We start from the raw sequence: 23,079 nt of genomic DNA on the forward strand, positions 1-23,079 counted from the left end.
CACCTCTTCCCATCTCGAACAGAGAAGTTAAGCCCCGCACCGCTGATGATACTGGGATCAAACCCGGGAAAGTAAGTAAGCTCCAAGTTATTATTATCAAGCCCGCTAGTCTCTAGTGGGCTTTTTTATTTACTAGGGATTAGTGTTTAAGTTATTAGGGGAATGTAGAATGAAGAATGTAGAATGATTCCATTTATAATTTATCATTCACCATTTACCATTAATTAGTGTAGCATTGTTGGAATAAACCTTTTCATGGTCTTTCTTTTTTTCATAAAAAAAGAAACAAAAAAAACAGAAGAAATACGGTTAATCCAAAACGAATTCCGCATGCGCGGAACCGATGTTCACTCCGCATACGGCTTTAATCTTTGACGCCAACGCACACAGCCTATGCGCATGGTCAAATATCCGCCTTTCGCTTCGCTCATGCTGCGTTCTCATCTTTCGTAGGATTAACCTTTTAAAAAGGGATTAGGGTTTAGTTATAAGGGAAATGTAGAATGTAGAATTATTCCATTTATAATTTATCATTTACAATTTATAATTCACCATTTACCATTCCCTTCCTGCTGCGTTCTCATCTTTCGTAGGATTAACCTTTTGAATAAGGATTAGGGTTTAGTTATAAGGGAAATGTAGAATGAAGAATGTAGAATTATTCCATTTACAATTTATTATTGCAACAGTGTTGCAATAATAAATTCTCTTTGTATATTTGCAATAGTATTGCAAAAGATAATCTCATGAAAAGCAAATTCTTACTAGCGTTGTTTATTGGCCTAGCCCTTTTTTCTTGTAAAAAAGACCCCGTAGTAGAACCCACTGATGATAATGAATTAATTACTACCGTTGAATTACAATTCACTGATAGCAAAAACGTAACTAAAACATTTGCCTTTCAGGATCTTGATGCCAATTCTATTACGCCTCCTGATAAATTTGAATCCATCGTTTTAGATGCAAATGAAAATTATGAAATGGAAGTGAAAGTATATGATGAATCTAGAAAACCACGCGTCGATGTGACAAAGAAAATTGAAGAAGATGCAGAAGCTCATTTATTTGTCTTTAAAGTTACACCCGCCTCTCTTTTTTCATTAAAAGCGAAAGATAAAGATAAAAATAACCTACCTGTTGGACTTAAGAATACAGGTAAAACCCAAGGTAAAGGTGTAGGTAAACTGCATGTTATACTCAAACACCAACCTCCAGCTAATGGGAAAAGAGTAAAAAATGGCGATGAAGAAATTGGATCAACTGATATTGATTTGGATTTCAAATTAGAAATTAAGTAATTATTTAACTATCTAAATAATGAAAAGATACAAACATTTATTAGTCATGGAAAAAATGGGCTTATTTTTTTCTATTGCATGTGCTATCCATTGCATGACATTGCCTATCTTTTTGTTTTTCGCACCTTACATAGCAAGTAGTTTTGCTTTTACTTCCACTTTCGAATGGTTTTTAGTTTCAACTAGCTTTTTGCTTGCTTTTATTCTTCTTTTCCAAGACTTTAAAAGACACCGTAAACCTTTACCTATGGTTTACCTCGGACTGGCTGTATTGGTTAAGTTAATAGAAGTAGTTTTGGGTAATAATAGCTTCGATTGGGCTTTTGGTTTATTACTTGGAATATTTATTTCCGTAGGATATTGGGTGAATTATAAGCATAAAGTAGCCTGCACTTGTAAAATCAAGCGTCAAGCCTAGCTTTCCTATCCTTTTTTGTATCTTTACAGACTATTGATGATCTAATTTTTTCAAATCTGTGAGTACATTTCAATCTACTATTTATCAACCAGTTATCGGACTTGAAATCCATGCACAATTGCAAACGGATTCCAAGATATTTGCGAGTGATGCAGTCCGCTTTGGTAGAGATGCTAATACGTTAATTTCCCCCATTAGTTTAGGTCATCCAGGTACTCTACCTTTTTTGAATAAGAAAGTAGTGGAGTATGCCATTAAAATGGGAATTGCTATTGGTTCTGAAATTAATGAATGGCAGTATTTTGATCGTAAAAATTATTTTTATCCGGATCTTCCTAAAGGGTATCAAATTACTCAAGATAAAACGCCCATTTGCATTGGAGGAAAAATAAAAGTTAAATTAAAAGCAGAAGAAAAATACATTTCCTTTCATCATATACATTTGGAGGAAGATGCAGGGAAATCCTTGCATGAAGGCGATAATCCGTTTAGTTTTATTGATTACAATCGAGCTGGAACACCATTGATTGAAATGGTTACAGATCCTACCTTACATTCATCTGAAGAAGCATTTGCTTTAGTTTCCGAAGTTCGAAAATTAGTTCGCTACTTAGGAATATGTGATGGTAATATGGAAGAAGGATCTTTACGTGCTGATGTTAACATTTCGTTAAGACCTATCGGTTCAACTAAACTAGGCACCAAAGTGGAAATCAAAAATATGAATTCCATTCGCAATATTCAGCGTGCCATAGAATTTGAATGTACAAGACAAGCGGCTATGCTAGATGCAGGAGAAACCATCATTCAAGAAACACGTACTTTTGATGCACATTCTGGAAGAACTTCGAGTATGCGTGTCAAGGAAACCATGAATGATTATCGCTATTTTCCAGAACCCGATTTAGCCCCTTTACATATAAGTCAAGAATGGATAAATGAAGTGAAATCTACCATGCCTTTATTACCTTGGGAGCAAGAGCAAGAATTAATGGATCAGTTTGGGCTACCCGTTTATGATGCTCATTTTTTAGCTGATACCAAGGAAATGGCTTTGTATTTCAAAGAAGCGGCAGCTCATTCTAAATCATATAAGGCCATATCTAATTGGTTAATGGGACCCGTAAAATCCCACATGAATGAAAGCTTATTGCACATTCAAGATTTAGAAATTAGCCCTAAAAATTTAGCTGAAATTGTCGATTTAGTTGAACAAGGGGTGGTTACACATAATTTAGCGGCACATCAATTATTTCCACTTTGCTTACAGGAAACAGCAAAGAGTCCCAAACAATTGGTCGAGGAAAATGGCTGGGGTTTGGCAGATAACAATGATGAGCTGATTAATTTCGTTCAAGAAGTAATTCAGGCCTTTCCTGATAAAGTAAAAGAATACCATAAAGGTAAAAAAGGCTTAATCGCCCTGTTTATAGGAGAAGTAATGAAAAAATCGAAAGGTAAAGCAGATCCCAAACTCGTAAATCAGTTAGTCCAAGAAGCTTTGGCACAATAATCCATAACTATGAATCGAATTTGCGCACTCGCTTTCATCTTACTTTCATTTGCCTTGAAGGCTCAAGAATTTACCATTCAAGTCAAGGTGAAGCAATTGGTTCCTCAAAGGAAGATTTATTTAGAATTCCTGAATGCTCGTGGTCAAGCCATCAAGATTGATTCTTTAAGTCCTGATCAAAATAATAGTGGTGTCTTTCGCGGCAAGGTATTGGATAATGGAGGCTTTTATCTGATTAATTTTTATGATATAGCCAATCCTCAGAAGGTCATGGTCATCCTAGAGGGGAGTGAAAAGGTAATGGTAGAAGCAGATGGAGTTAATTTGCCCGATAAACCAGGTTCTTACAGTGTTACGGGGGAGTCAATTAATATTAAAATGATGAACCAAGTTATGGCCATATCCAAAGGTCTTGAAAAAAAAGTCATTGCTTGGAATGCCGAAATTCAAAAAACTCCAGCCTCTCAAACACGGATACAGAAGGAATTTGAAGCAGCTCAAAATCTAGCTTTAAGTCAAATAAAAGCACTTATTCCTCAAATGGGGTCTAATTTAGTAGCACTTTGGACGACCAATTTCTTACCAGTAGAAACGGAAATGGCGACTTTGGAAATGATTGCTGAAAAATTTAAGGCAGAAAGACCTAATCATGTTCAGATAAAACCATTTTTGGAAAATTTGAAACGCTTGAAGGGTGTTAGCGTAGGCTCTGAAGCTCCAGAAATCAGCTTACCTTCTCCTTCTGGAGAAAAAGTAGCTCTATCTTCATTGAGAGGGAAATATGTATTGATTGATTTTTGGGCTAGTTGGTGTGGTCCATGCCGACGAGAAAACCCCAATGTCATTAAAACATATGCCCGTTTTAAAGATAAAGGTTTTGAGATTTTTGGAGTAAGTTTAGATCAAGACAAAAGCGCATGGTTGAAGGCCATTGAAACAGATCAGTTAACATGGAAGCATGTGTCAGACTTACAATACTGGAATTCTGTTGCAGCTCAAGCCTATCAAGTTTCGGCCATACCTATGACCTTCATGTTGGATAAAGAAGGAAAAGTTATGGCAAAAGGCCTCAGAGGGGCTAGTTTAGATCAATTTTTGGAAAATCTATTTAAAGGTAAATAACATATGAAAATTGCAATCATAGGTTGTGGAAATATGGGAATGGCTTTCGCCAATTCATTTATTCAGTATAATTTGGTCAAGAAAGAAGACTTGTTATTGATTGAAAAAAATAAGGAAAGAGGGGATATTCTTCAAGAGCAGAAAGCAGGGGTGGTAGTCGATACTATTTCAGAAAAAATATCCTCTGTTAATTTAGTTATCCTATCCGTAAAGCCTCAGGACTACCCTTCGGTTTCGGATGAGTTAAAACAATATTTACGTCCTGGGCAATTGGTTCTTTCCATTATGGCGGGTATTCCAATTAAAAAGATCCAGGAAAGTCTGTCTTATCCATTAATTATTCGTGCTATGCCCAATACACCAGCCTTATTGGGTATGGGTATGACTGCATTTGCATCTGCGCCAGAAGTTGGTTTATCCGACATTCGTTTGGCAGAGAATTTAATCAACTCCACTGGTCGGGCAGTATTCCTAGAAGAGGAAAGTCTACTTGATGCCGTTACGGGATTAAGTGGTAGTGGACCAGCTTATTTCTTTTATTTGATTAAAAACATGATTGATGCAGGTATAGCTATGGGGTTTGACCCATCCATGTCTGCATTATTAGTTAAACAAACCATGCTAGGTTCTTACCACCTCATGCAGACCAGTGATAAATCCTTGGACGAATTAATTCAGGCGGTTGCTTCTAAAGGAGGAACCACTGAAGCCGCTTTAAAGACCTTTGGTGAAAAAGAAGTTGGACAAGGATTACAAAAAGGTATTTTTGCAGCGAGAGATCGTGCTGTGGAATTGGCTAAATAAATACTATTTAACGGTTATTTCAAGAATTTATTCAAGTGATATTATTCTAAAGGATGATTAATTTAAAAAATTAAGCTTTCTTTATTGCTTAATTTTAAAATTGAAGGGTACTTTTTTATTTCAATAAGTTCTATGAGGGTTGTAAAGTACCACATAAAAAAACAAGATATTGACATTCAATCAGACTTGTTTTCGGGCATTTATACTATTTTAACACATACCATTGGGCCAAATCTCACATTAGATGAAGCATTAGGTGGATCGTTTTGTTATCCAGTTCCTGATGAAGTTTTTATCTGGAGTTTTATGGTTAAAGATAAAATGGTTGGATTCTGCTATTTTACCATTTTAACGCATGAAGATTTAGTTATTATCCGACTTACCTTATCGGTAGAGAGAAATTATCGACATATCGTTAAAATGCCATATCATGATTTCCTTTGGGAAATGATATTCATTAAATTGAAGAACTTGTCGAAAAAGGTTGTCTTCTATTCCAATCCTATCAATCCGATTATTTATTCTGTTATCAGGGAGTATACTAAAAACTTCTTGCGTTATGAGAATAATGTACCGGGCCAGACAGCAACCATAAACAAGATTTATGATCTATTTGAAATTGAAAGGTATAGCCGTGTCAGAAAGACTCCATTTAAGATGGAAGAGACAAGTTTGAATTTTGAGACATTACGACATAAAAATAAGTATGTCAATGATTTTTTAAACCAAAATCCAGACTTTAAACAAGGGACTGGTTTGATTACTATGGTGCCTGCTACGGTAGCCAATATGATTTATGCTGTGGTAAAAATGGCAAAGAAGCAATTCAATCCATCGAAATCAAAATACAAAAAATAGTATTTTAGTTAAGTAAATCGATAATTTCTTGTGCATGTAAAGCACGACTAATTTGTTCTCCATTGGGAGAAGAATTAGGATTGCTGCTGGCAAATAATTGTTCGACCAAGGCATTCATTTCCTCAGAAGTCAATTTTTTCTGTTGGTAACGTATAGCTGATCGATTAGCCATGGCCTGTGCTATTTTTTCATTCCTATGTTTACTTAAATCACTAGCTTCATGTTTTACTTGTTCCAATATCCCTTCCAATAGTGATTGACCATCTTCCTCTCCTAAGCCTGCAGGTATTCCCTTGACCCAATATTTGGCTCCATCTTCTAAAGCTAGCTGGAAACCTAAGTACAAAAGGTCCTCTTTGATTTCTTCTAATATCAATTGGTCTGCAGGACTGATGTGCAATAATTTAGGGAAAAGTAATTGCTGAGATGCTCCATTTTTGCGCTGCAAATGATCCATAAACTGATCATATAAAATACGTTGATAGGCTCTTTTTTGGTCGATCAAAATAAGACCATTTGACCAGCTTAGTGCCAGGTATTTTTGTAAGATTTGAATGACTTGGAAATTCGAGGAATTGAACTCCGTATTTTCTCTTTGGTTGGCCCGACTCTGAATGATGGTTTCTGAACTAGTTGTATGTTGATCAAATAGCGCTGGCTTTACAGTAATTGGGGCTTGTTGTTCAAATGCTTGTATATTATCTTGTAATCCTTCGTATAGTTTTTTCCATGCATCTTGTACATTTCTGTTGGAAGAGCTATTGGTGTTGGGAGAAAAATGACTCGATCTACTTTGAGAGGATTCTCCTGAAGGATGATGAGGAATGTTAAAATTGACATTGGTATCAAAATCCAAGGAAGGGATTAAATTATGAATACTCAATGTCTTTCTAACGGCAGCTTGAACAATGGCGTAAATAGACCTTTCGTCGTCGAATTTGATCTCCGTTTTGGTTGGATGAACATTGATGTCGATATGGCTAGGATCGATGCTTAGAAACAAGACATAGAAAGGAAAGGAGCCTTCAGGTAATAAGCGTTCATATGCGCTCATTACGGCATGGTTTAAATAAGCATTTTTTATGAAGCGGTCATTTACGAAGAAAAACTGTTCTCCTCGAGTTTTTTTGGCATGTTCAGGTTTACCTACATAGCCTTTAATGCTGACATAGGAAGTATCTTCTTCACAAGAAGCCAATTGTTCTCGGTAGCCTTTCCCAAATAGATCGACAATCCGTTTACCCAATTTTTCGGCAGGAAGTTGATATGTCTCTTGTTCATTCTGAACAAAGGAAAATCGGATATGAGGATGGGCTAGGGCCATGTGTTGAAACTCATCAAGGATATGTCGGATTTCAACGGGGTTCGACTTGAGGAAATTTCTACGAGCAGGGATATTATAGAATAGGTTTTTGACGGTAATAGAAGTTCCAATGGGATGATGTATGCTTTCTTGAGCTTTTAGTACAGAGGCTTCAATTCTAACTAAAGAGCCTAATTCATCCTGTTCTCTTCGGGTTTTTAATTCTACTTGGGCTACAGAAGCAATGGAGGCCATCGCCTCTCCACGAAAGCCCATCGTTTTGATACTGAATAAATCTTCTGCTTTTCTGATTTTGGAGGTAGCATGTCTTTCAAAACACATTCTTGCATCTGTTTCAGACATTCCTGTTCCATTATCAATGACTTGAATAATTCCTTTGCCGGCATCTTTAATGATGAGTTGGACATAGGTAGCTTTGGCATCGATAGCATTTTCCATGAGCTCTTTTACCACAGAAGCGGGTCTTTGTACTACTTCTCCAGCAGCAATTTGGTTTGCTATAGCATCGGGAAGTAGTTGGATCAAATCACGCATGTGTCTTGTTTTAGGTAAAAGGCAATTAGAATTCAAATAAAGCAAAAAAAAGGGAATGTTGCCATCCCCTTTTTTTTAAAAAATCAGTGTGTGAATTATTTCAATTCAACTTCAGCACCAGCTTCTTCTAAAGATTTTTTCAAACCTTCAGCTTCGTCTTTAGATACACCTTCTTTAACAGCTTTCGGTGCAGCATCAACTACATCTTTCGCTTCTTTCAAACCTAAACCAGTTAAGTCTTTTACTAATTTAACGATAGCTAATTTGTTAGGACCAGCAGCTTTCAAGACAACATCGAAAGATGTTTTCTCTGCAGGAGCATCAGCACCGTCACCAGCACCAGCAGCAGGACCTGCAACTACAACAGCACCAGCAGCAGCTGGCTCAATACCGTACTCATCCTTAAGGATAGCAGCTAATTCATTTACTTCTTTTACAGTTAAGTTCACTAATTGTTCAGCGAACGCTTTTAAATCTGCCATTTTTTGAAAATTTAATTGTTAAGAATTAATTATTTTGTGGGGTTATACCCCGGTAATATCAGGTAATTATTCAGGACGCTCTCCTAAAGTCTTAACGATACCAGCTAATTTCTTCTCACCGCTTGTAAGAGCAGAGATAACGTTTTTAGCAGGCGATTGCAATAGGCCAATAACCTCTCCAATCATCTCGTTTTTCGACTTGATATTCTCAAGTGCTGTTAATTGGTCTTCACCAATATATAAACCACCTTCAATAGAAGCGCCTTTGAATGCAATTTTATCCTTTCCTGCTTCTTTACGGAAGTCTTTGATCAATTTAGCTGGAACTTTAGCATTTTCTGGGGAGAAAATGATTCCAGACATACCTTTCAATACACCTTCGTTGAATGCAGAATAGTCATTTCCCGTTTTTTCTAATGCTTTTGCGATCAAGGTATTTTTGAATACTTTGTATTCTAAACCTCTTGAAAAACACATTCTACGGAATTCTGTAGCTTGAGCTACTGTTAAACCGGCTGTACTTGCAATGTAGAAGTACGGAGTTACCGCGAACTTTTCGCTCAACTCATCAATAATCTGATTTTTTTCTTCTCTTGTCATGATTACAATCCAGTTACTGTCGCCTTATCAATAACAATGCCCGGAGACATAGTAGAAGATATATTGATCGATTTAACATATGTACCTTTTGCAGAAGATGGCTTCAATTTGATCAAGGTATTGATCACTTCTTGCGCATTTTCAGCAATTTTGCTAGCGTCAAATGAAACCTTACCGATAGAGGTATGGATAATACCTGTTTTATCAACTTTAAAGTCAATTTTACCGGCTTTCACTTCATTTACTGCTTTTCCTACTTCCAAAGTAACTGTACCAGACTTTGGATTAGGCATAAGTCCACGTGGACCTAACACACGACCCAAGCGACCTAATTTGGCCATAACCGTAGGCATTGTGATGATTACATCGATATCGGTCCAACCTCCTTCGATTTTTGAAATATAATCATCTAATCCTACATGGTCAGCACCGGCTGCTTTTGCTTCCTCTACTTTATCAGGAGTACACAATACGAGAACTCGTACGTCTTTTCCTGTTCCATGAGGTAGGGCAACCACGCCACGAACCATTTGGTCGGCTTTGCGGGGATCTACTCCTAAGCGAACATCAATGTCCACAGAGGCGTCGAATTTTGTATAGGAAATTTCCTTCAAAATTTCAGCTGCTTTGTTTAGAGAATACTCTAACGTCGCATCATATTTAGAAAGGGCTTCCTTTTTTTTCTTCGTAAGTTTTGCCATTACCTTTTTATTAAAATGTTAAATTCTGATTATTACAATCAGAACGGTTTCTCTCCAGAAACAGTAATACCCATTGATCGTGCCGTTCCAGCAATCATACTCATTGCTGCTTCAATTGTAAAACAGTTTAAATCTGGCATCTTAGTCTCAGCGATAACTCGCACTTGATCCCAAGAAACAGATCCTACTTTTTTCAAGTTTGGTTGAGCCGAACCTGATTTTACCTTGGCTGCTTCCAATAACAAAATTGGTGCAGGAGGAGTTTTTACAACGAAATCAAACGATTTGTCTGCGTAATAAGTAATTAGGACCGGCAATACTACGCCGTTTTTATCTTGAGTTCTAGCATTGAACTGCTTACAGAACTCCATGATATTTAATCCTTTCGAACCTAATGCAGGACCGATGGGCGGTGAAGGATTGGCTTGGCCACCTTTGCATTGAAGCTTAACGTAACCAGCTATTTCTTTTGCCATATTAAAACATCGTTTTTAAGTGAATTATTGAGCTTTATCTGCCAATAAGGGTGGAAGCTTCCTTATCTGATGCAACTCGTTTTGATCTTCCAGCGTAACAAACCTTCCAATCCATTCATCCGTTTGATAATCAATCGAATAGAATGCCGCTTTTTAAACGGACTGCAAAATTAGGAGATTTATTTGATAAAGCAAAGCTAATTGACAATAATTCAAATTAATATTCCCAAGCGTGTCTAAGTTCTAGGTAGCCATTGCTTAAACGCTGCCATGGATGTCTTAAAATCAATATGCGGATTTGGTTGTAGGTTAAAATGGGTGTAGCAACGATAAGGGCTCCCCCAATTGTACTAGGTAGATCCCTTTGGAATACAAGCGCTGCGATGAACCCAATCGCGAGCTTTAGAATCATTACTAATTGGGCAATAAGGTAGTGGGCAATTTCTTTTTCTTTAAGGTCAAAGTATAGATGCCTGCCTTCAGGTACATCTAGGGAAAATCGGGAGGAAGGATATAGGAAGATATTGAATCGATACCTTATTTCAATGATATGATTGCCAGGCGGCAAATGAAATTGTCTTGTTTTTCCAGGTTATTGCAAATGATTTCCTGAGTTCGTGCGTTTTTAATGGTAAGATGCTGAAAACGAAGCAGTGCACCTTCGTAGGTAAATGTGATATCTGGCATGTGTTTAGTGGTTAGCAGATAATATTATCTGTTTTTTATCACAAATAAATCAAATGGGAGTGAAATAAAAAACCCTAACCTTCTTTGGTTAGGGTTTTTCAATCCAAAATGGACGAGTGTTTATTTTTCTACTTGAGAATAATTTAATTCCAAAGGAGTATTTCTTCCAAAGATTTTTACCATCACAGATAATTTCTTGCTGTTTTCGTGAATCTCTTCCACCGTTCCTTCAAAGGTTGCAAATGGTCCATCAATAACACGTACCGTTTCACCTTTGATGAAGGATACCGAAGCAAAGTCTTCTACCGCAGCTGATTCATCTACTTTACCTAAAATACGATTTACCTCAGATTGACTTAATGGCATTGGTTTTTTTACAACCACTTTTACCTTTTTCGTCTTTCCGCCTTCAATTTTAGTTTCTTCTACTTCTTCATTCATGGTTTGAAGAAAACCAATGACACCCGGTGTAGAAGTTAAAATGTGACTCACTTCACCTGCCAAATCCGCCTCAATCATGATATAGCCAGGAAATAGATTCTTCTCGCGAATGACCTTTTTCCCTTTTCTAATTTCATAAATCTTTTCGGTAGGAATCAATATTTGGGGAACGGCATCAGCCACGCCTTGGCGTGCGATTTCATTCTCCATATACGTTTTCACTTTTTTTTCTTGTCCAGAGATTGCTCTCAAAACATACCATTTAGTCTCTGCCATGGCTATTTTTCGTGTTAAGGATCGGGTTAAGCCCTATTAAAATGAACTATAAAATAAATCCAATCCAGATTTGAATGCCAAGTCAACTAATCCTACCAAGATGGCAAAAATTAGAGAGGCCACTAAAACCAATATAGAACTTGCTTGAAGTTCGGAAAATTTAGGCCAAGTAACATGTTCTGTTACTTCTACCCAAGATTCCTTAATTAATGATGTAAAGTTGCTCATATTTTCACCGATTATTCGGCTTTAAAAATTATTACATGGCACGGGCACAAGGATTCGAACCCTGACCAAAGGTTTTGGAGACCTGCATACTACCATTATACTATGCCCGTAGAAGGACTGCAAATTTAGGCAAATTTTCCTAATTCGCAAACCTCCGATTAATTAAAAGCAATTACCATTGAGAATATGCTGTTGGTTCCAAGAAACGGCGGACCGTTCTGGAGTGACTATTGGCATATTTAGGGTCATTGGAAATGCGTTTCCATTCTGGATCTGCTGAAAATTTTGCCCAATTTTTATCACGCTCAGCCATATTTTCAAAGCTAACCATGTAAGTTAAGCAAGGTGTATTCTCACCTGCTAAGACCTCTCCAAAGAAAACACGATGTAATCCCACGTTTTCAAATACTTGAAGTTCTGAATCATCAAACATGGCAATTTTTCTACGTAAAGCATCTTCGTTATACGACTCATAAGTCCTCCATTCGTAAATACGACCTTCATTTTTGGTAGGCAAGGTTAGAGCTGGATGTCCTTTAAAGCCTTTAGCTAAATAAGTAGATATTTTTTCGAATAGAGGTTTGTCCAAGCCAACCATATCAAAGTAGGCCTTGCTAGCTTGTAAATAAGCTTCATCCTTTTCTAATGCAGCTTTGTATCCAGCATAAGACTCAAGTGATGAAAAGGGGATAGTAACTACTAAAATTGCGGGTTCTGGCTTTCCTAAATCTTTGAAAACGCCCACTTTAGAGACTCCATATTTGTTTAATGCAGGGATTAAAGCATTGGAAATGTATTTTTCAACTACTCCCAAATTACCTCTGAATTTCATTTGGTAGGTTCTTACTTCATAGTATTCTTGGCTGATGGCCAAGTGGCTTAATAAGATAAGTGATAATAACGCAAGGATCTTTTTCATAGGATAATTTATTTCAAGGTTCATTCGTTTCTATTTTGTTCTAATAGATTTCTTATAGATTTCTTATAGATTTGACAACTTTTTGAAAGTTGTCAAATCTTAAAATTTTGAGCAAAAAAAAAGAGCGGGATAAGCCGCTCTTTTTCTATATCAACTAATAAATTAGTCTAAGATTTCAGTTACCTGACCAGCACCTACAGTACGACCTCCTTCACGAATCGCGAAACGAAGACCTTTATCCATAGCTACAGGGTTCAATAATGTAACTTCAATTGTCAAGTTATCACCTGGCATACACATCTCCACACCAGCTGGCAACATGATTTCTCCTGTTACGTCTGTTGTACGGAAATAGAACTGTGGACGGTATTTGTTAAAGAATGGAGTGTGACGACCACCTTCCTCTTTTGACAAGATATAAACCTCAGCTTTGAATTTAGTGTGAGGCTTAACAGAACCTGGCTTACAGATAACCATACCACGACGGATATCTGTTTTCTCAATACCACGTAACAATAAACCTACGTTATCACCAGCTTCACCACGATCCAAAATCTTACGGAACATCTCAACACCAGTTACTACTGATTTCAAGTTTTCAGCTCCCATACCTAAGATATCTACACCTTCACCTGAGTTGATAACACCTGTCTCAATACGACCTGTTGCTACTGTACCACGACCTGTGATCGAGAATACGTCTTCAACTGGCATCAAGAATGGCTTGTCTACATCACGCTTAGGAAGAGGAATCCAGCTATCTACAGCATCCATTAATGCATCGATAGTAGCTACCCACTTAGCATCTCCATTCAAACCTCCCAAAGCAGAACCTTGGATTACTGGAATGTTATCGCCATCAAATTCGTAGAATGAAAGAAGCTCGCGGATCTCCATTTCTACTAATTCTAATAATTCTGGATCATCTACCATGTCCACTTTGTTCATGAAAACAACCAATTGAGGTACACCAACTTGGCGTGCCAATAGGATGTGCTCACGAGTTTGTGGCATTGGTCCGTCAGTAGCAGCAACTACTAAGATAGCACCGTCCATTTGGGCAGCACCTGTAACCATGTTTTTCACGTAGTCAGCGTGACCTGGACAGTCAACGTGAGCATAGTGACGGTTAGCTGTTGAATACTCAACGTGAGCAGTGTTGATTGTGATACCACGCTCTTTCTCTTCTGGAGCAGAGTCAATGGAAGAGAAATCTTTCTTCTCAGCTAGACCTTTTTCAGAAAGAACTTTTGTGATAGCAGCAGTCAAGGTAGTTTTACCGTGGTCAACGTGGCCAATAGTACCAATGTTTACGTGGGGTTTACTTCGGTCAAAATTCTCTTTTGCCATGATTATTTAGTTCTTAATTTAGTTATAAAAAGTTTCAAAATGTGCTAATCGAAGCTACTCTTGCGAGTAATTTTGGTATTTTAGAGCCTTTGAGCAGGATTGAACTGCCGACCTCTTCCTTACCAAGGAAGTGCTCTACCACTGAGCTACAAAGGCCTTTACCCAAGGGCCAGTAGTAGGTCTTCTGGGCCCTACCAAATATAAAAGTCGTCTATGAGCTTCCTCATAGAACGACAATTACTGAGCGGGAGACGGGGCTCGAACCCGCCACCTATAGCTTGGAAGGCTATCGCTCTACCAAATGAGCTACTCCCGCTGGTACTTTCAACACAAAAACTTGGTCATTTCCGTGTGCGAATGGTGGGGACAGATGGATTCGAACCACCGTAGGCATTCGCCAGCAGATTTACAGTCTGCCCCATTTGGCCGCTCTGGTATATCCCCCTCTTTCTTATTTCAGTCAAACGTTTTACTGAAATAGTTCGCAAAAGTAGCTCAAATTTTGGTATCCACAAACACCTTGGTGAAAAAATTATAAATTAATTTTATAATAGTCGTATTCCGAAGCTAAATGCCTGTACCTCGGGTCCCTTTCCTTTCTCAAATAATGGACTTAAATCATATGAGAAAAATAAATCTGGGAAATGTTTCAAGGCAAACTCAGCTCGTACACCATAGCGAACTTGATTTACAAAAAGGTTAGAGGTCGTTTTATGTAAATTATCCGTCTTGTCTTCAATCGCTTTCGTATAACTATCCAATCGATAAGAAACATAGCCACCTAGCCCTATCATTTGCACTGCCGATTCTTTGGAATAAGTCCAATGAGGCATAATTGGTAAGGTTATATAACTAACAGTCATTTTGTTTTTAGAAAGTACTGTCTCGCCTCCATTAGCATCTAGGATTGGTTGGAAAATAACAGCATCCGTTCCTTTTTGAATGATTCGATTGTGGTCAAACATGAAATTGTACCAATCAAACTGTATCCCATACCCTAAATTGAACCTAGATTTATCTCCAGAACTAAGTCGGATAGATCTAGATATTTCTAGTCCAACATATCTTGATCCCAAAGGTTTTAAGGCAAAATCTGTGGACAATAGCGGGGCAGGAAATTGCGCTATACTCATGGCAGGTAAATTCCCAGAAGTCCCATTCAAGCCTAAATACAGGTTTAAGCCTCTTCTTTGATAGAAATTTCGATCTTTAACCTGGATTTTTGTGGAATCTTTACCCCAGATAACCCGAGTGACTTCGTTTCCTTCTTTGACCTGTACCCCATTCCAGCCCACATGGACTTCTTCATTTCCTTCCTTAACATGAATTCCCTTCAATCCGACTTCCACTTGCTTGTCGTTAGAACCAGATGATCCAGCTGAAATTGTTTTAGTAGAGGAAAAGCTTTTTGTCCCATTAAATCCACTTTGATGTAATTTAATATTGACATTTTTCCCACCTAAGCTGACCACAATCGAGGTGTCTTTTTCGTTATCTGCTTGTACAGCCTTACGGATACTTTGCCACAAGCTGTCTTCCATCACTATGCCATTTTTTGCAAAAATAGCTTGTAATTCTTCTTTCAATGATTTTTTCGAATTACTCGGATTGCCAATGATTTCCTGATTACGCTTATCAATTTTTAATAATAAGGAATCTTGATTTGGTCTAGCCAATAGGCTAGTGCTAATTAGGATGAATCCTAAGATGAATAAATTTTTCATATACTTAAAATTGAAATGTTCTTTGTACTACTTGTTCGGTTTTGATATATGTATTCGCCACCTGGTGAATACTGTTTTCAAGTTTGGGGTCTCCCTGCTTTAAAGTTTGCCAATCCACAGGTTCTCCATCGATGGCCTGTCTTAATTGTTTCACTACACGCGCAAACAAGGAATGTCTTTTTTTGCTAGGCTCCGGAACATAGCTATTTTCTTTTTCTTGGTTGTTCGCTTGGCTTGGTTGAATGTCAATTAACAATTCGACGCTTTCTTCTTTCGCCAATAAAGCGGGTTTTTCTTTTTCCAATGACCGATTATCTGCTAAAATAATTGGGTTACTATTGGTGTTATTTTCATCTATTGTAGAAATAGATGTTGGAGTATTTCTTGTTTCTTGTATGGAAGCCGAATGGGAAGTATGGCTCACTACTTGCACCATACGATTTGCCCTATTTGGATTAGTCGAACTGATTTTTTCTACTATTTCAGGTGTATTGGTATCCGGCAAATTTTGAACAGGGGCATTGTTCTCTGTTTGAATGTGCTGGGCTATTTTTGAATCGTCCACTAAAGCATCTGGATTGGATAATTGCCACCAGCCTAAGCCAAAGGAAATCAATAATATAGCAGCCCAAGACCATTGTCTACGATGAATGATGAATGGAACAGCCTTTCCTTTTTTCTCTTCAAGCTTTTTCTCAATTTGATTCCAAATAGCAGCTGGAACTTCCTCTTCGTGAGAGTCTAGTTTTTCCCGCCAGTTTTTTTCAAGGGAATCCCAATTGTCAACCGATGATTTTTTCATGCTTGTAATTCCTTTAGTTTACTCTGTAATATTTGTCGTGCTCGTGAAAGCTGCGACTTTGATGTACCTTCTGATATTTGTAACATATCGCCAATTTCAACATGTGAATAACCTTCTATGGCATATAGGTTAAATATCGTTCGGTAGCCAGGAGGTAATTCCAAAATTAAGTTTTGAATTTCCTCCACTCCCAAATGCATTAAGGCATCCTCGGGATGAGCTACATCATATGTTTCATCAATGTCTTGGTCATAGCGGTTAGCTGTTTTCCGAATTTTCATAAGTGACTCATTTACCATGATTTTTCGAATCCAGCCTTCAAAACTTCCTTGGCCTTGAAAGTTGTCTATTTTACTAAAGACTTTCATGAAACCTTCCATCAATGCATCTTCCGCATCGGGGCCTACTCCTAAATAGCGCTTACACACTGCCATCATCTTTCCAGCGTTTACCTGGTAGACAATTTGTTGAGCTCTTCGGTCTTGTTTTTGGCAAGCCTGAATTAACTCTTGTTCGCTCTTGAAGGGTAGTAAAGTTTTACTCAATGATTATAGAACTTATTTGAACGTAAAGATGTGCATTAAACATAAATGGTTGCATGGGTTTGAAAAGATTTTCAAAATTCCTTTCTTTACGCAGATTTAATATATATGCCAAACGCTGCACCCATTGGGATTTTTGATAGTGGAATAGGAGGATTAACTCTAGCCCACGCTATTACAGAACTGATTCCACAAGAACCTATTATTTATTTTGGGGATACTGCTCACTTACCATACGGGGATAAATCAGCTACGGCCATTCAAGCTTATTCTGTAAAAATTTGTAATTTATTATTAGAGAAAAATTGCAAGTTGATTTTAATTGCTTGTAATTCAGCTTCAGCGGCGGCCTATGATTTAGTGAAAACATATGTTGGAACAAAGGCTGTGGTAGTAAATGTCATCGATCCTGTCATTCAATATTTGGATCAACATTGGGCCGGCAAAACCTTGGGTTTGATTGGAACGAAACAAACAGTTAATTCTGGGATTTATGCTCGTAAGGCAGAGGCCTTAGGGAAAGATATTCATATTCAATCTCTGGCTACGCCTTTACTTGCCCCCATGATTGAGGAAGGTTTTTTTAATAATACGATTTCGGAACAAATTATTCGAGAATATTTGGAACAGGATGTATTAAAAAATATTGAAGGTTTGATTTTAGCCTGTACACACTATCCTTTGATTAAATCTCAAATTGAGCAATTTTATCAAGGTCAAATTCCTGTTATCGATACATCGCAAATTGTGGCTCAGGAAATTAAGCGCATATTAGAGCAATATGATTTGTCTATACAAGAAGAGGCAACAGGATCTCGACAATTTTTTGTCTCGGATTATACAGACTCCTTTGAAAAGTCTACTCAACTATTTTTTGGGGAGACTATTAAATTAACCCAATATCCTATTTGGGATTAGTTTATTGGCCTAATATTTGACTAACTTTTTGTCTGATTCTTAATTTAGCAATACGATCTTGTTGCTCTTTTTTACTTTGACGGAACCATAAAAATGCAATAGCACCCACTAATAAATAAGGGGCCGTAAGTAAATATAAAATTCCAGTATTTAAACCTGTTGCGATATTGGAACGACCATTGGAAATGGTACTTTCCACCGTTGTACGACACATAGCGCATTGAGCTGAGCTATCAAACTGCACAAGTAAGAAAAACAAAAAGATGAAAAATAGTAATTTCTTAGACATAATATGGGGCAATTAATAAATAAACCAATACACCCGTAATACTGACATATAGCCAAATGGGGAACGCCCATTTAACTAATTTTTTATGAGACTCAATTTGATCTGTTAAGGCAAAATAGATGGCCTTTAAAACCAAGCGAACTACTCCTATGGAAAGTAGTATATGCGAAAACAATAATATGTAATAAGTAGGTCTTAGCCATCCTGTTCCTCCAAACCTTGTAGGTTCATTCGAAATGTGATAACATACATAAGATACTAAGAAAAGACTTCCTAAAACGAATGCAACACCCATTAATTTACGGTGTAAATCGATGTTCTTATTTTTAATGGCGATAAATCCTAGAACCAAAATGATGGAACAGGTGGCATTTAAAACACCGTTTATATGAGGAAGAATTTTAGTCCATGCACCTAAAGGAAACTTAGTTTGTATCGCATTCAACATAGCAACTGCTATGGGAATCGCTAGCGATAAAACATTGATAATTTGATTATTCTTAGGGGTATTTTCAATTTTATATGCAGCCATCTTATTTTTCGCTATCATAAATGCGTTTTAATACTTTTATCTCCATCATAAGTCGATCTACTTCTTTCTTATCAGTACCATTGTAGAAGCCTCTGATGTGTTTTTCTTTATCTATCAGTATTAACCTTTCAGAGTGTATAAATGTTTCATCCGGATTTTTTATTGCCTGATCATATTCAGACGCATCGGCTAAAGGAACATGAAAACCTTTTAAGGCTAAGGGATATATGGTTTTTTTATCGCCGGTTAAAAAATACCATTTACCTGGTTTCGCGTCAAATCGATGGGCATATTGAGCGAGTTTTTCAGGTGTATCAAATTTAGGATCTACTGAAATAGAGATTAGTTTGATATCATCCTCTCTGCTGAATACATCTTGGAGACGACTTACTTGTGAGGTAATTTTGGGGCAAATGGTCGTACAGCGAGTAAAGAAAAAGCTCGCTACATAAATCTGATTATCTAATATTTGGGAAGAAAATGGAACCCCTTTCTGATCTGTTAATTGAAAAGGGGGGATTCGAAAGAATACGGTATCCATATCAGATTCATTCCAACGAGGATTGATTCTTTTTTCCATCTTGACTTCACCAGTAGTGGAATCAATTTCTGGAATGTATCGAGGTAATTGAAAATGATTATTACCAAATTCGTGCAAGCCTAAATATAAAAAGACAGGCACTATTAAAATGGTTAATAAAATGCCTGTCTTTTTAGTCATGCGCCAATAAGAGATTAAGATCTACTAATACAAATGTCCACCTTCGTAGATCAAAGCTACTAGTAACCAAACAACGAATACGGTAGGGATTAAAACAGCCCAGATAAGGGTTTTTACTTCATGCTTTAAGTGCATGAATTCACCTACGATGTAAAATGCTTTAACGATAGTCATTCCTGAAAAGATAGCAACACGCAAAGTGTTAGCTGGCAATGTAAAGGCAATAACGAATTCGATTGCTGTAAGAATTAAAAGAATCCAAAAAGTTTTCCAAATAGCGCCTGTTTGTGGAGCAGGAATTTCTTTTTCTGAGGTTTCGTGTGCAGTAACGTGCGAAGCCATATGTTAAGAGAATTAAATATTAAACAAGATAAAAGAAGGTAAATACGAATACCCAAACAAGGTCTACAAAGTGCCAGTATAAACCAACTTTCTCAACCATTTCATAATGACCTCTGCGCTCATATACTCCAGTAGCTGCATTGAAGAAAATCAAAATGTTAAGGATAACTCCTGAAAATACGTGTGTTCCGTGGAAACCTGTAATAAAGAAGAATAAGTCTGCAAAGGCAGGAGGGCCATATGGGTTACGTACTAAATTAGCTCCTTCAATAGGGGTCATGACACCATCTACTAATTGTTTAGCTGCTAATGACAAATCTTCAGGTCCGTGAATAAAGTGACTCCATTCCCAAGCTTGCGAGCCCAAGAAAGTGAATCCACCTACGATGGTCCAAAGCATCCATTTTTCAACATCCTTGCGATCGCCGCGGTGCCCAGCTTCAACAGCTAATACCATGGTTACTGAAGATGCAATCAAAATGAACGTCATGATACCTACAAACACCAAGGGTAATGACACTCCGTGTAAGAATGGAACTGCCTCAAACACTTTTTCTGGGATAGGCCAGTGTTGTGTTGAAAAATAGAAATCACTAGGACTTCCTTTCCAAGCTGGTTGACTGAAACGAATCATTCCATAAGTCACTAAAAGTGCCGAGAATGTAAAGGTGTCAGAAAGTAGGAAAAACCACATCATTAGTTTTCCATAACTAGCTTTAAGAGGTTCAGAACCACCTGTCCAGGTTAAGTTTTCAGGAACAGAAGGGGCAGCGTGTGCAACTGACATGAGGTAATAGCTTAATTGTTAAACACTAAAAATAAAAATAAATAAATCCACAAAGCATCTAAAAAATGCCAATAGGTGGAGCAAATTTTAATTTGAGTTAGGGCTTTGGCATTGATTTTCATACGGAATGCAGCTATTAAGGCTACAATCAAAACAATTAATCCAGAGATTAAATGCAGACCGTGAAGACCAGATAAAACATAGACAAATGACCCTGATGGATTACCAACGAAATAAACGTTCATTTCGACTAATTGTACCCATCCGAAATATTGTAATACTAAAAACAATAATCCGAGCACAAAAGTAATAGAAATACTTATTCTTAACGCATTAAATTGGTCTTTTTTTGCTGCTAATAATGCAAAATGCATGGAGGCACTGCTGAGTAATAAAACTACTGTACTAATCCAAAATAGATTCGGCAACTGAAACTCTACCCAGTTCCCTTCTGCTTTACGTACTAGGTAAGCACTGGTAAAGGCAGCAAAGAGCATAATAATAGATACAATGAACAACCACATGGTGAATATTTTAGGATTCACGGAACGAGTTGCTTTGGCTTCTATAGAATTGGTTTCTGCGTTCATGTTATGAAATTTTATCAAATAAAAAGGCAATTTGTACTACAAGTAAATAGAAAAAAGATCCAAACATCATCCATCGAGCGGCCTTATCTGTCGGGCGCATCATCAGGTAAAAAGTTTGGCAAAGGAATAAAGTACCTGCTATTACAGCAATAATAGCGGATTGAATTCCTGTCATATGCAATAAATAGGGGACAAGCCCCAAGGGTACTAAAAAGATGGTATATATCATGATGGTGAAAGCCGTTTTCATGTCTTTCTTTCCATCATTAGGAAGCATTTTAAATCCTGCTTTTTTATAATCAGCATCAGCAACCCAGGCAATCGCCCAAAAGTGTGGGAATTGCCAGAAGAACTGAATGGCAAATAATATACCGGGTTCCCAGCCAAATTCATTGGTGGCCGCTAGCCATCCAATCATGGGAGGAAAGGCTCCAGGAATAGCACCAACAAATACCGAGATTGGTCCAACACGTTTTAATGGGGTGTAAACAAAGCCGTACAATAAATAGGAAATGAATCCAATGATGGCTGCTTTCCAAGACAGATAACTCAGTAAGCCCATGGAGACCATTAAAATGATTATTCCATAAATTTTAGCTTGCTGCGGTTGTAAAACTTCTGTTGGTAATGGTCTTTTTGCCGTTCGTTTCATCAACTTATCAAAATCAATTTCTTTCAATTGATTGACAATGTTAGCTGCTCCTGTAAGCAAGTATCCAGCTAATGAAATAATAACAATATGTAGTGTCGTATGTTCAATAGGGGCCAATAAATAGCCAAATGTTCCAGAGAAGGCTACCGTAATGGATAGTCTGGATTTTAGTAATGCTATATATGGCTTAATGGATGACATCTTATGTGTTTGTGCTTGTTTTAATCCATGTGTTCATGTGTAATCCTAGGATGACGAGCGATATGGTTAAATGAATGGCTTGACTACCCAAAGGTAAGTCGACATACGCCATTAATATTCCCGTTAGCAAGGATATACTTAGAAAAACTAATAAGTAGCTACTATAGTTTTTTAATGAACTAAAATTTGATTTTTTTATTTTATTCCAGAGAATTAAGTGGCTAATCACAAGTACCCAAGAAAATGTTCGATGAATGATGTAGATCATTCCTAAATGGCTAACCCATTCAGATTTTGCGTTTTCTCCATATTGAACAATGACGTGATCCATTTCTTCTCTTACCTGAGTACCTAAGATAATTTGAATCACACAGATTAGTAGATTTAATAGTATCCACGATCGTATGTTAGAGCTAGTTTCAATGGTGCTTTGCTTGACATGTAAAGCCTTGAATAGCAGAAACAAGACTCCTATGCTCAATAGCATGTGAATGGTGACAACACCTGGCAAAAGAAATGAATCTACTACATACTTACCTAAAACTGCATTACCTAATACAAGTAATAAGGCAAGAAAGGAAAGTATAAATTCTTTTTTCCCTGTTTTGTAGGCTAATAGGGTCGTTATTAAAACAAATAACCCTGTTAATGCTCCAATTAGACGATTGATGTATTCAATCCACGTTTTAGTTGGGTTGAAAATTACTTCACCATGTAATTTCTCCTTGTAGGTAATTTCATAATGAAGGGGTAATTCGGATGCTTTGGTTGGAGGAATAAATCTACCAAAACATTTAGGCCAATCTGGACATCCCATTCCCGATCCCGTACTTCGAACAATTCCTCCAGCTAAAATGAGAAGGTAAATACAGAGTAAAGTAACAAAGCCAAATTTTTGGAATGTCATGGTTGTGGGGAGAAAAAAAAAGATGCATCCAAATGAGAATC

At 37.3% G+C, this 23,079-nt stretch carries 27 protein-coding genes, 4 tRNA genes and 1 rRNA gene; 8 read left to right on the top strand and 24 right to left on the bottom strand.

Annotation, left to right across the window (positions count from 1 at the left end; translation table 11 throughout):
* From rrf to EWU22_RS03375, 7 genes are all read left to right on the top strand, one after another.
* A 5S ribosomal RNA gene (gene rrf, locus EWU22_RS03345) occupies window positions 1-88 on the top strand; the annotation flags it as partial.
* A 658-nt stretch (window positions 89-746) separates the two neighbouring features.
* Window positions 747-1,298 (top strand): hypothetical protein, encoded by a 552-nt coding sequence (locus EWU22_RS03350; RefSeq protein ID WP_130924440.1) that lies wholly within the window; start codon window positions 747-749, stop codon window positions 1,296-1,298.
* A gap of 19 nt (window positions 1,299-1,317) precedes the next feature.
* Window positions 1,318-1,716 (top strand): MerC domain-containing protein, encoded by a 399-nt coding sequence (locus EWU22_RS03355; protein ID WP_109321951.1) that lies wholly within the window; start codon window positions 1,318-1,320, stop codon window positions 1,714-1,716.
* A gap of 58 nt (window positions 1,717-1,774) precedes the next feature.
* Entirely contained in the window at window positions 1,775-3,229 is a 1,455-nt protein-coding gene (gene gatB / locus EWU22_RS03360; protein ID WP_130924441.1) for an Asp-tRNA(Asn)/Glu-tRNA(Gln) amidotransferase subunit GatB, read from the top strand.
* A 9-nt stretch (window positions 3,230-3,238) separates the two neighbouring features.
* A complete protein-coding gene (locus EWU22_RS03365; RefSeq protein ID WP_130924442.1) occupies window positions 3,239-4,351 on the top strand; it encodes a peroxiredoxin family protein in 1,113 nt (370 codons plus the stop codon).
* A 3-nt stretch (window positions 4,352-4,354) separates the two neighbouring features.
* Entirely contained in the window at window positions 4,355-5,155 is an 801-nt protein-coding gene (gene proC, locus EWU22_RS03370; RefSeq protein WP_109321954.1) for a pyrroline-5-carboxylate reductase, read from the top strand.
* A 132-nt stretch (window positions 5,156-5,287) separates the two neighbouring features.
* Window positions 5,288-6,013, top strand: coding sequence for a hypothetical protein (locus tag EWU22_RS03375; protein WP_130924443.1), 726 nt, complete (start codon window positions 5,288-5,290; stop codon window positions 6,011-6,013).
* Window positions 6,014-6,017: 4 nt separating this feature from the next.
* On the opposite strand, the gene mutL is transcribed toward EWU22_RS03375, so the two are convergent.
* The 16 genes from mutL to EWU22_RS03455 all read right to left on the bottom strand — a co-directional run bounded on the left by mutL (window position 6,018) and on the right by EWU22_RS03455 (window position 17,102).
* Entirely contained in the window at window positions 6,018-7,871 is a 1,854-nt protein-coding gene (gene mutL, locus EWU22_RS03380; RefSeq protein WP_130924444.1) for a DNA mismatch repair endonuclease MutL, read from the bottom strand.
* A gap of 95 nt (window positions 7,872-7,966) precedes the next feature.
* Window positions 7,967-8,353 carry a 50S ribosomal protein L7/L12 gene (rplL, locus tag EWU22_RS03385; protein WP_109321957.1) on the bottom strand — a complete coding sequence of 129 codons (387 nt, stop codon included), beginning with the start codon at window positions 8,351-8,353 and terminating at the stop codon, window positions 7,967-7,969.
* Between the two features lie 66 nt (window positions 8,354-8,419).
* A complete protein-coding gene (gene rplJ, locus EWU22_RS03390) occupies window positions 8,420-8,953 on the bottom strand; it encodes a 50S ribosomal protein L10 (protein ID WP_130924445.1) in 534 nt (177 codons plus the stop codon).
* A gap of 2 nt (window positions 8,954-8,955) precedes the next feature.
* Entirely contained in the window at window positions 8,956-9,654 is a 699-nt protein-coding gene (gene rplA, locus EWU22_RS03395) for a 50S ribosomal protein L1 (protein WP_130924446.1), read from the bottom strand.
* A gap of 38 nt (window positions 9,655-9,692) precedes the next feature.
* The gene (gene rplK / locus EWU22_RS03400) at window positions 9,693-10,130 is read right to left on the bottom strand and encodes a 50S ribosomal protein L11 (RefSeq protein ID WP_109321960.1); all 438 of its coding nucleotides are present in this window, start codon (window positions 10,128-10,130) and stop codon (window positions 9,693-9,695) included.
* 807 nt (window positions 10,131-10,937) lie between these two features.
* A complete protein-coding gene (gene nusG, locus EWU22_RS03405) occupies window positions 10,938-11,534 on the bottom strand; it encodes a transcription termination/antitermination protein NusG (protein ID WP_109321962.1) in 597 nt (198 codons plus the stop codon).
* A 36-nt stretch (window positions 11,535-11,570) separates the two neighbouring features.
* Window positions 11,571-11,762, bottom strand: a complete 192-nt coding sequence (gene secE, locus EWU22_RS03410; protein ID WP_109321963.1) for a preprotein translocase subunit SecE — start codon at window positions 11,760-11,762, stop codon at window positions 11,571-11,573.
* Window positions 11,763-11,798: 36 nt separating this feature from the next.
* Window positions 11,799-11,872: transfer RNA gene (locus EWU22_RS03415), tRNA-Trp, on the bottom strand.
* A 62-nt stretch (window positions 11,873-11,934) separates the two neighbouring features.
* Window positions 11,935-12,681: an NIPSNAP family protein gene (locus EWU22_RS03420; RefSeq protein ID WP_161566781.1), complete on the bottom strand. Its 747-nt coding sequence runs from the start codon at window positions 12,679-12,681 to the stop codon at window positions 11,935-11,937.
* 162 nt (window positions 12,682-12,843) lie between these two features.
* Complete coding sequence (tuf, locus tag EWU22_RS03425; protein ID WP_109321965.1) at window positions 12,844-14,031, bottom strand: elongation factor Tu; 1,188 nt, start codon at window positions 14,029-14,031, stop codon at window positions 12,844-12,846.
* An 84-nt stretch (window positions 14,032-14,115) separates the two neighbouring features.
* Window positions 14,116-14,187 (bottom strand) — tRNA-Thr (locus tag EWU22_RS03430).
* A gap of 87 nt (window positions 14,188-14,274) precedes the next feature.
* Window positions 14,275-14,347, bottom strand: a tRNA-Gly gene (locus tag EWU22_RS03435).
* A gap of 42 nt (window positions 14,348-14,389) precedes the next feature.
* A tRNA-Tyr gene (locus EWU22_RS03440) sits at window positions 14,390-14,475 on the bottom strand.
* A 101-nt stretch (window positions 14,476-14,576) separates the two neighbouring features.
* Window positions 14,577-15,755, bottom strand: coding sequence for an outer membrane beta-barrel protein (locus EWU22_RS03445; RefSeq protein WP_130924447.1), 1,179 nt, complete (start codon window positions 15,753-15,755; stop codon window positions 14,577-14,579).
* 4 nt (window positions 15,756-15,759) lie between these two features.
* Window positions 15,760-16,557 carry a hypothetical protein gene (locus EWU22_RS03450; RefSeq protein ID WP_130924448.1) on the bottom strand — a complete coding sequence of 266 codons (798 nt, stop codon included), beginning with the start codon at window positions 16,555-16,557 and terminating at the stop codon, window positions 15,760-15,762.
* Window positions 16,554-17,102: an RNA polymerase sigma factor gene (locus EWU22_RS03455; protein ID WP_130924449.1), complete on the bottom strand. Its 549-nt coding sequence runs from the start codon at window positions 17,100-17,102 to the stop codon at window positions 16,554-16,556. Before EWU22_RS03455 ends, EWU22_RS03450 begins: the two co-directional genes overlap by 4 nt.
* 105 nt (window positions 17,103-17,207) lie before the next feature.
* On the opposite strand from EWU22_RS03455, the gene murI reads away from it, so the two are divergent.
* Window positions 17,208-18,017 carry a glutamate racemase gene (murI, locus tag EWU22_RS03460; RefSeq protein WP_109321969.1) on the top strand — a complete coding sequence of 270 codons (810 nt, stop codon included), beginning with the start codon at window positions 17,208-17,210 and terminating at the stop codon, window positions 18,015-18,017.
* Window position 18,018: 1 nt separating this feature from the next.
* On the opposite strand, the gene EWU22_RS03465 is transcribed toward murI, so the two are convergent.
* From EWU22_RS03465 to EWU22_RS03500, 8 genes are read right to left on the bottom strand one after another with little or no spacing between them, the layout of a single operon-like run.
* Complete coding sequence (locus EWU22_RS03465) at window positions 18,019-18,306, bottom strand: hypothetical protein (RefSeq protein ID WP_130924450.1); 288 nt, start codon at window positions 18,304-18,306, stop codon at window positions 18,019-18,021.
* The gene (locus EWU22_RS03470) at window positions 18,299-18,838 is read right to left on the bottom strand and encodes a DUF420 domain-containing protein (protein ID WP_109321971.1); all 540 of its coding nucleotides are present in this window, start codon (window positions 18,836-18,838) and stop codon (window positions 18,299-18,301) included. Before EWU22_RS03470 ends, EWU22_RS03465 begins: the two co-directional genes overlap by 8 nt.
* A gap of 1 nt (window position 18,839) precedes the next feature.
* Window positions 18,840-19,559 carry an SCO family protein gene (locus tag EWU22_RS03475; RefSeq protein WP_130924451.1) on the bottom strand — a complete coding sequence of 240 codons (720 nt, stop codon included), beginning with the start codon at window positions 19,557-19,559 and terminating at the stop codon, window positions 18,840-18,842.
* A 24-nt stretch (window positions 19,560-19,583) separates the two neighbouring features.
* Entirely contained in the window at window positions 19,584-19,901 is a 318-nt protein-coding gene (locus EWU22_RS03480; RefSeq protein WP_109321973.1) for a cytochrome C oxidase subunit IV family protein, read from the bottom strand.
* A 19-nt stretch (window positions 19,902-19,920) separates the two neighbouring features.
* Complete coding sequence (locus EWU22_RS03485; protein ID WP_130924452.1) at window positions 19,921-20,688, bottom strand: cytochrome c oxidase subunit 3; 768 nt, start codon at window positions 20,686-20,688, stop codon at window positions 19,921-19,923.
* Window positions 20,689-20,699: 11 nt separating this feature from the next.
* Window positions 20,700-21,278, bottom strand: coding sequence for a cytochrome c oxidase subunit 3 (locus tag EWU22_RS03490; protein WP_109321975.1), 579 nt, complete (start codon window positions 21,276-21,278; stop codon window positions 20,700-20,702).
* Between the two features lies 1 nt (window position 21,279).
* Entirely contained in the window at window positions 21,280-22,131 is an 852-nt protein-coding gene (gene cyoE / locus EWU22_RS03495; RefSeq protein ID WP_130924453.1) for a heme o synthase, read from the bottom strand.
* Between the two features lies 1 nt (window position 22,132).
* The gene (locus tag EWU22_RS03500; RefSeq protein WP_130924454.1) at window positions 22,133-23,038 is read right to left on the bottom strand and encodes a COX15/CtaA family protein; all 906 of its coding nucleotides are present in this window, start codon (window positions 23,036-23,038) and stop codon (window positions 22,133-22,135) included.
* Window positions 23,039-23,079 lie beyond the last annotated feature (41 nt).

Origin of the sequence: Aquirufa nivalisilvae, from assembly GCF_004307455.1 — a bacterium.
Taxonomy (GTDB): Bacteria; Bacteroidota; Bacteroidia; order Cytophagales; family Spirosomataceae; genus Aquirufa; species Aquirufa nivalisilvae.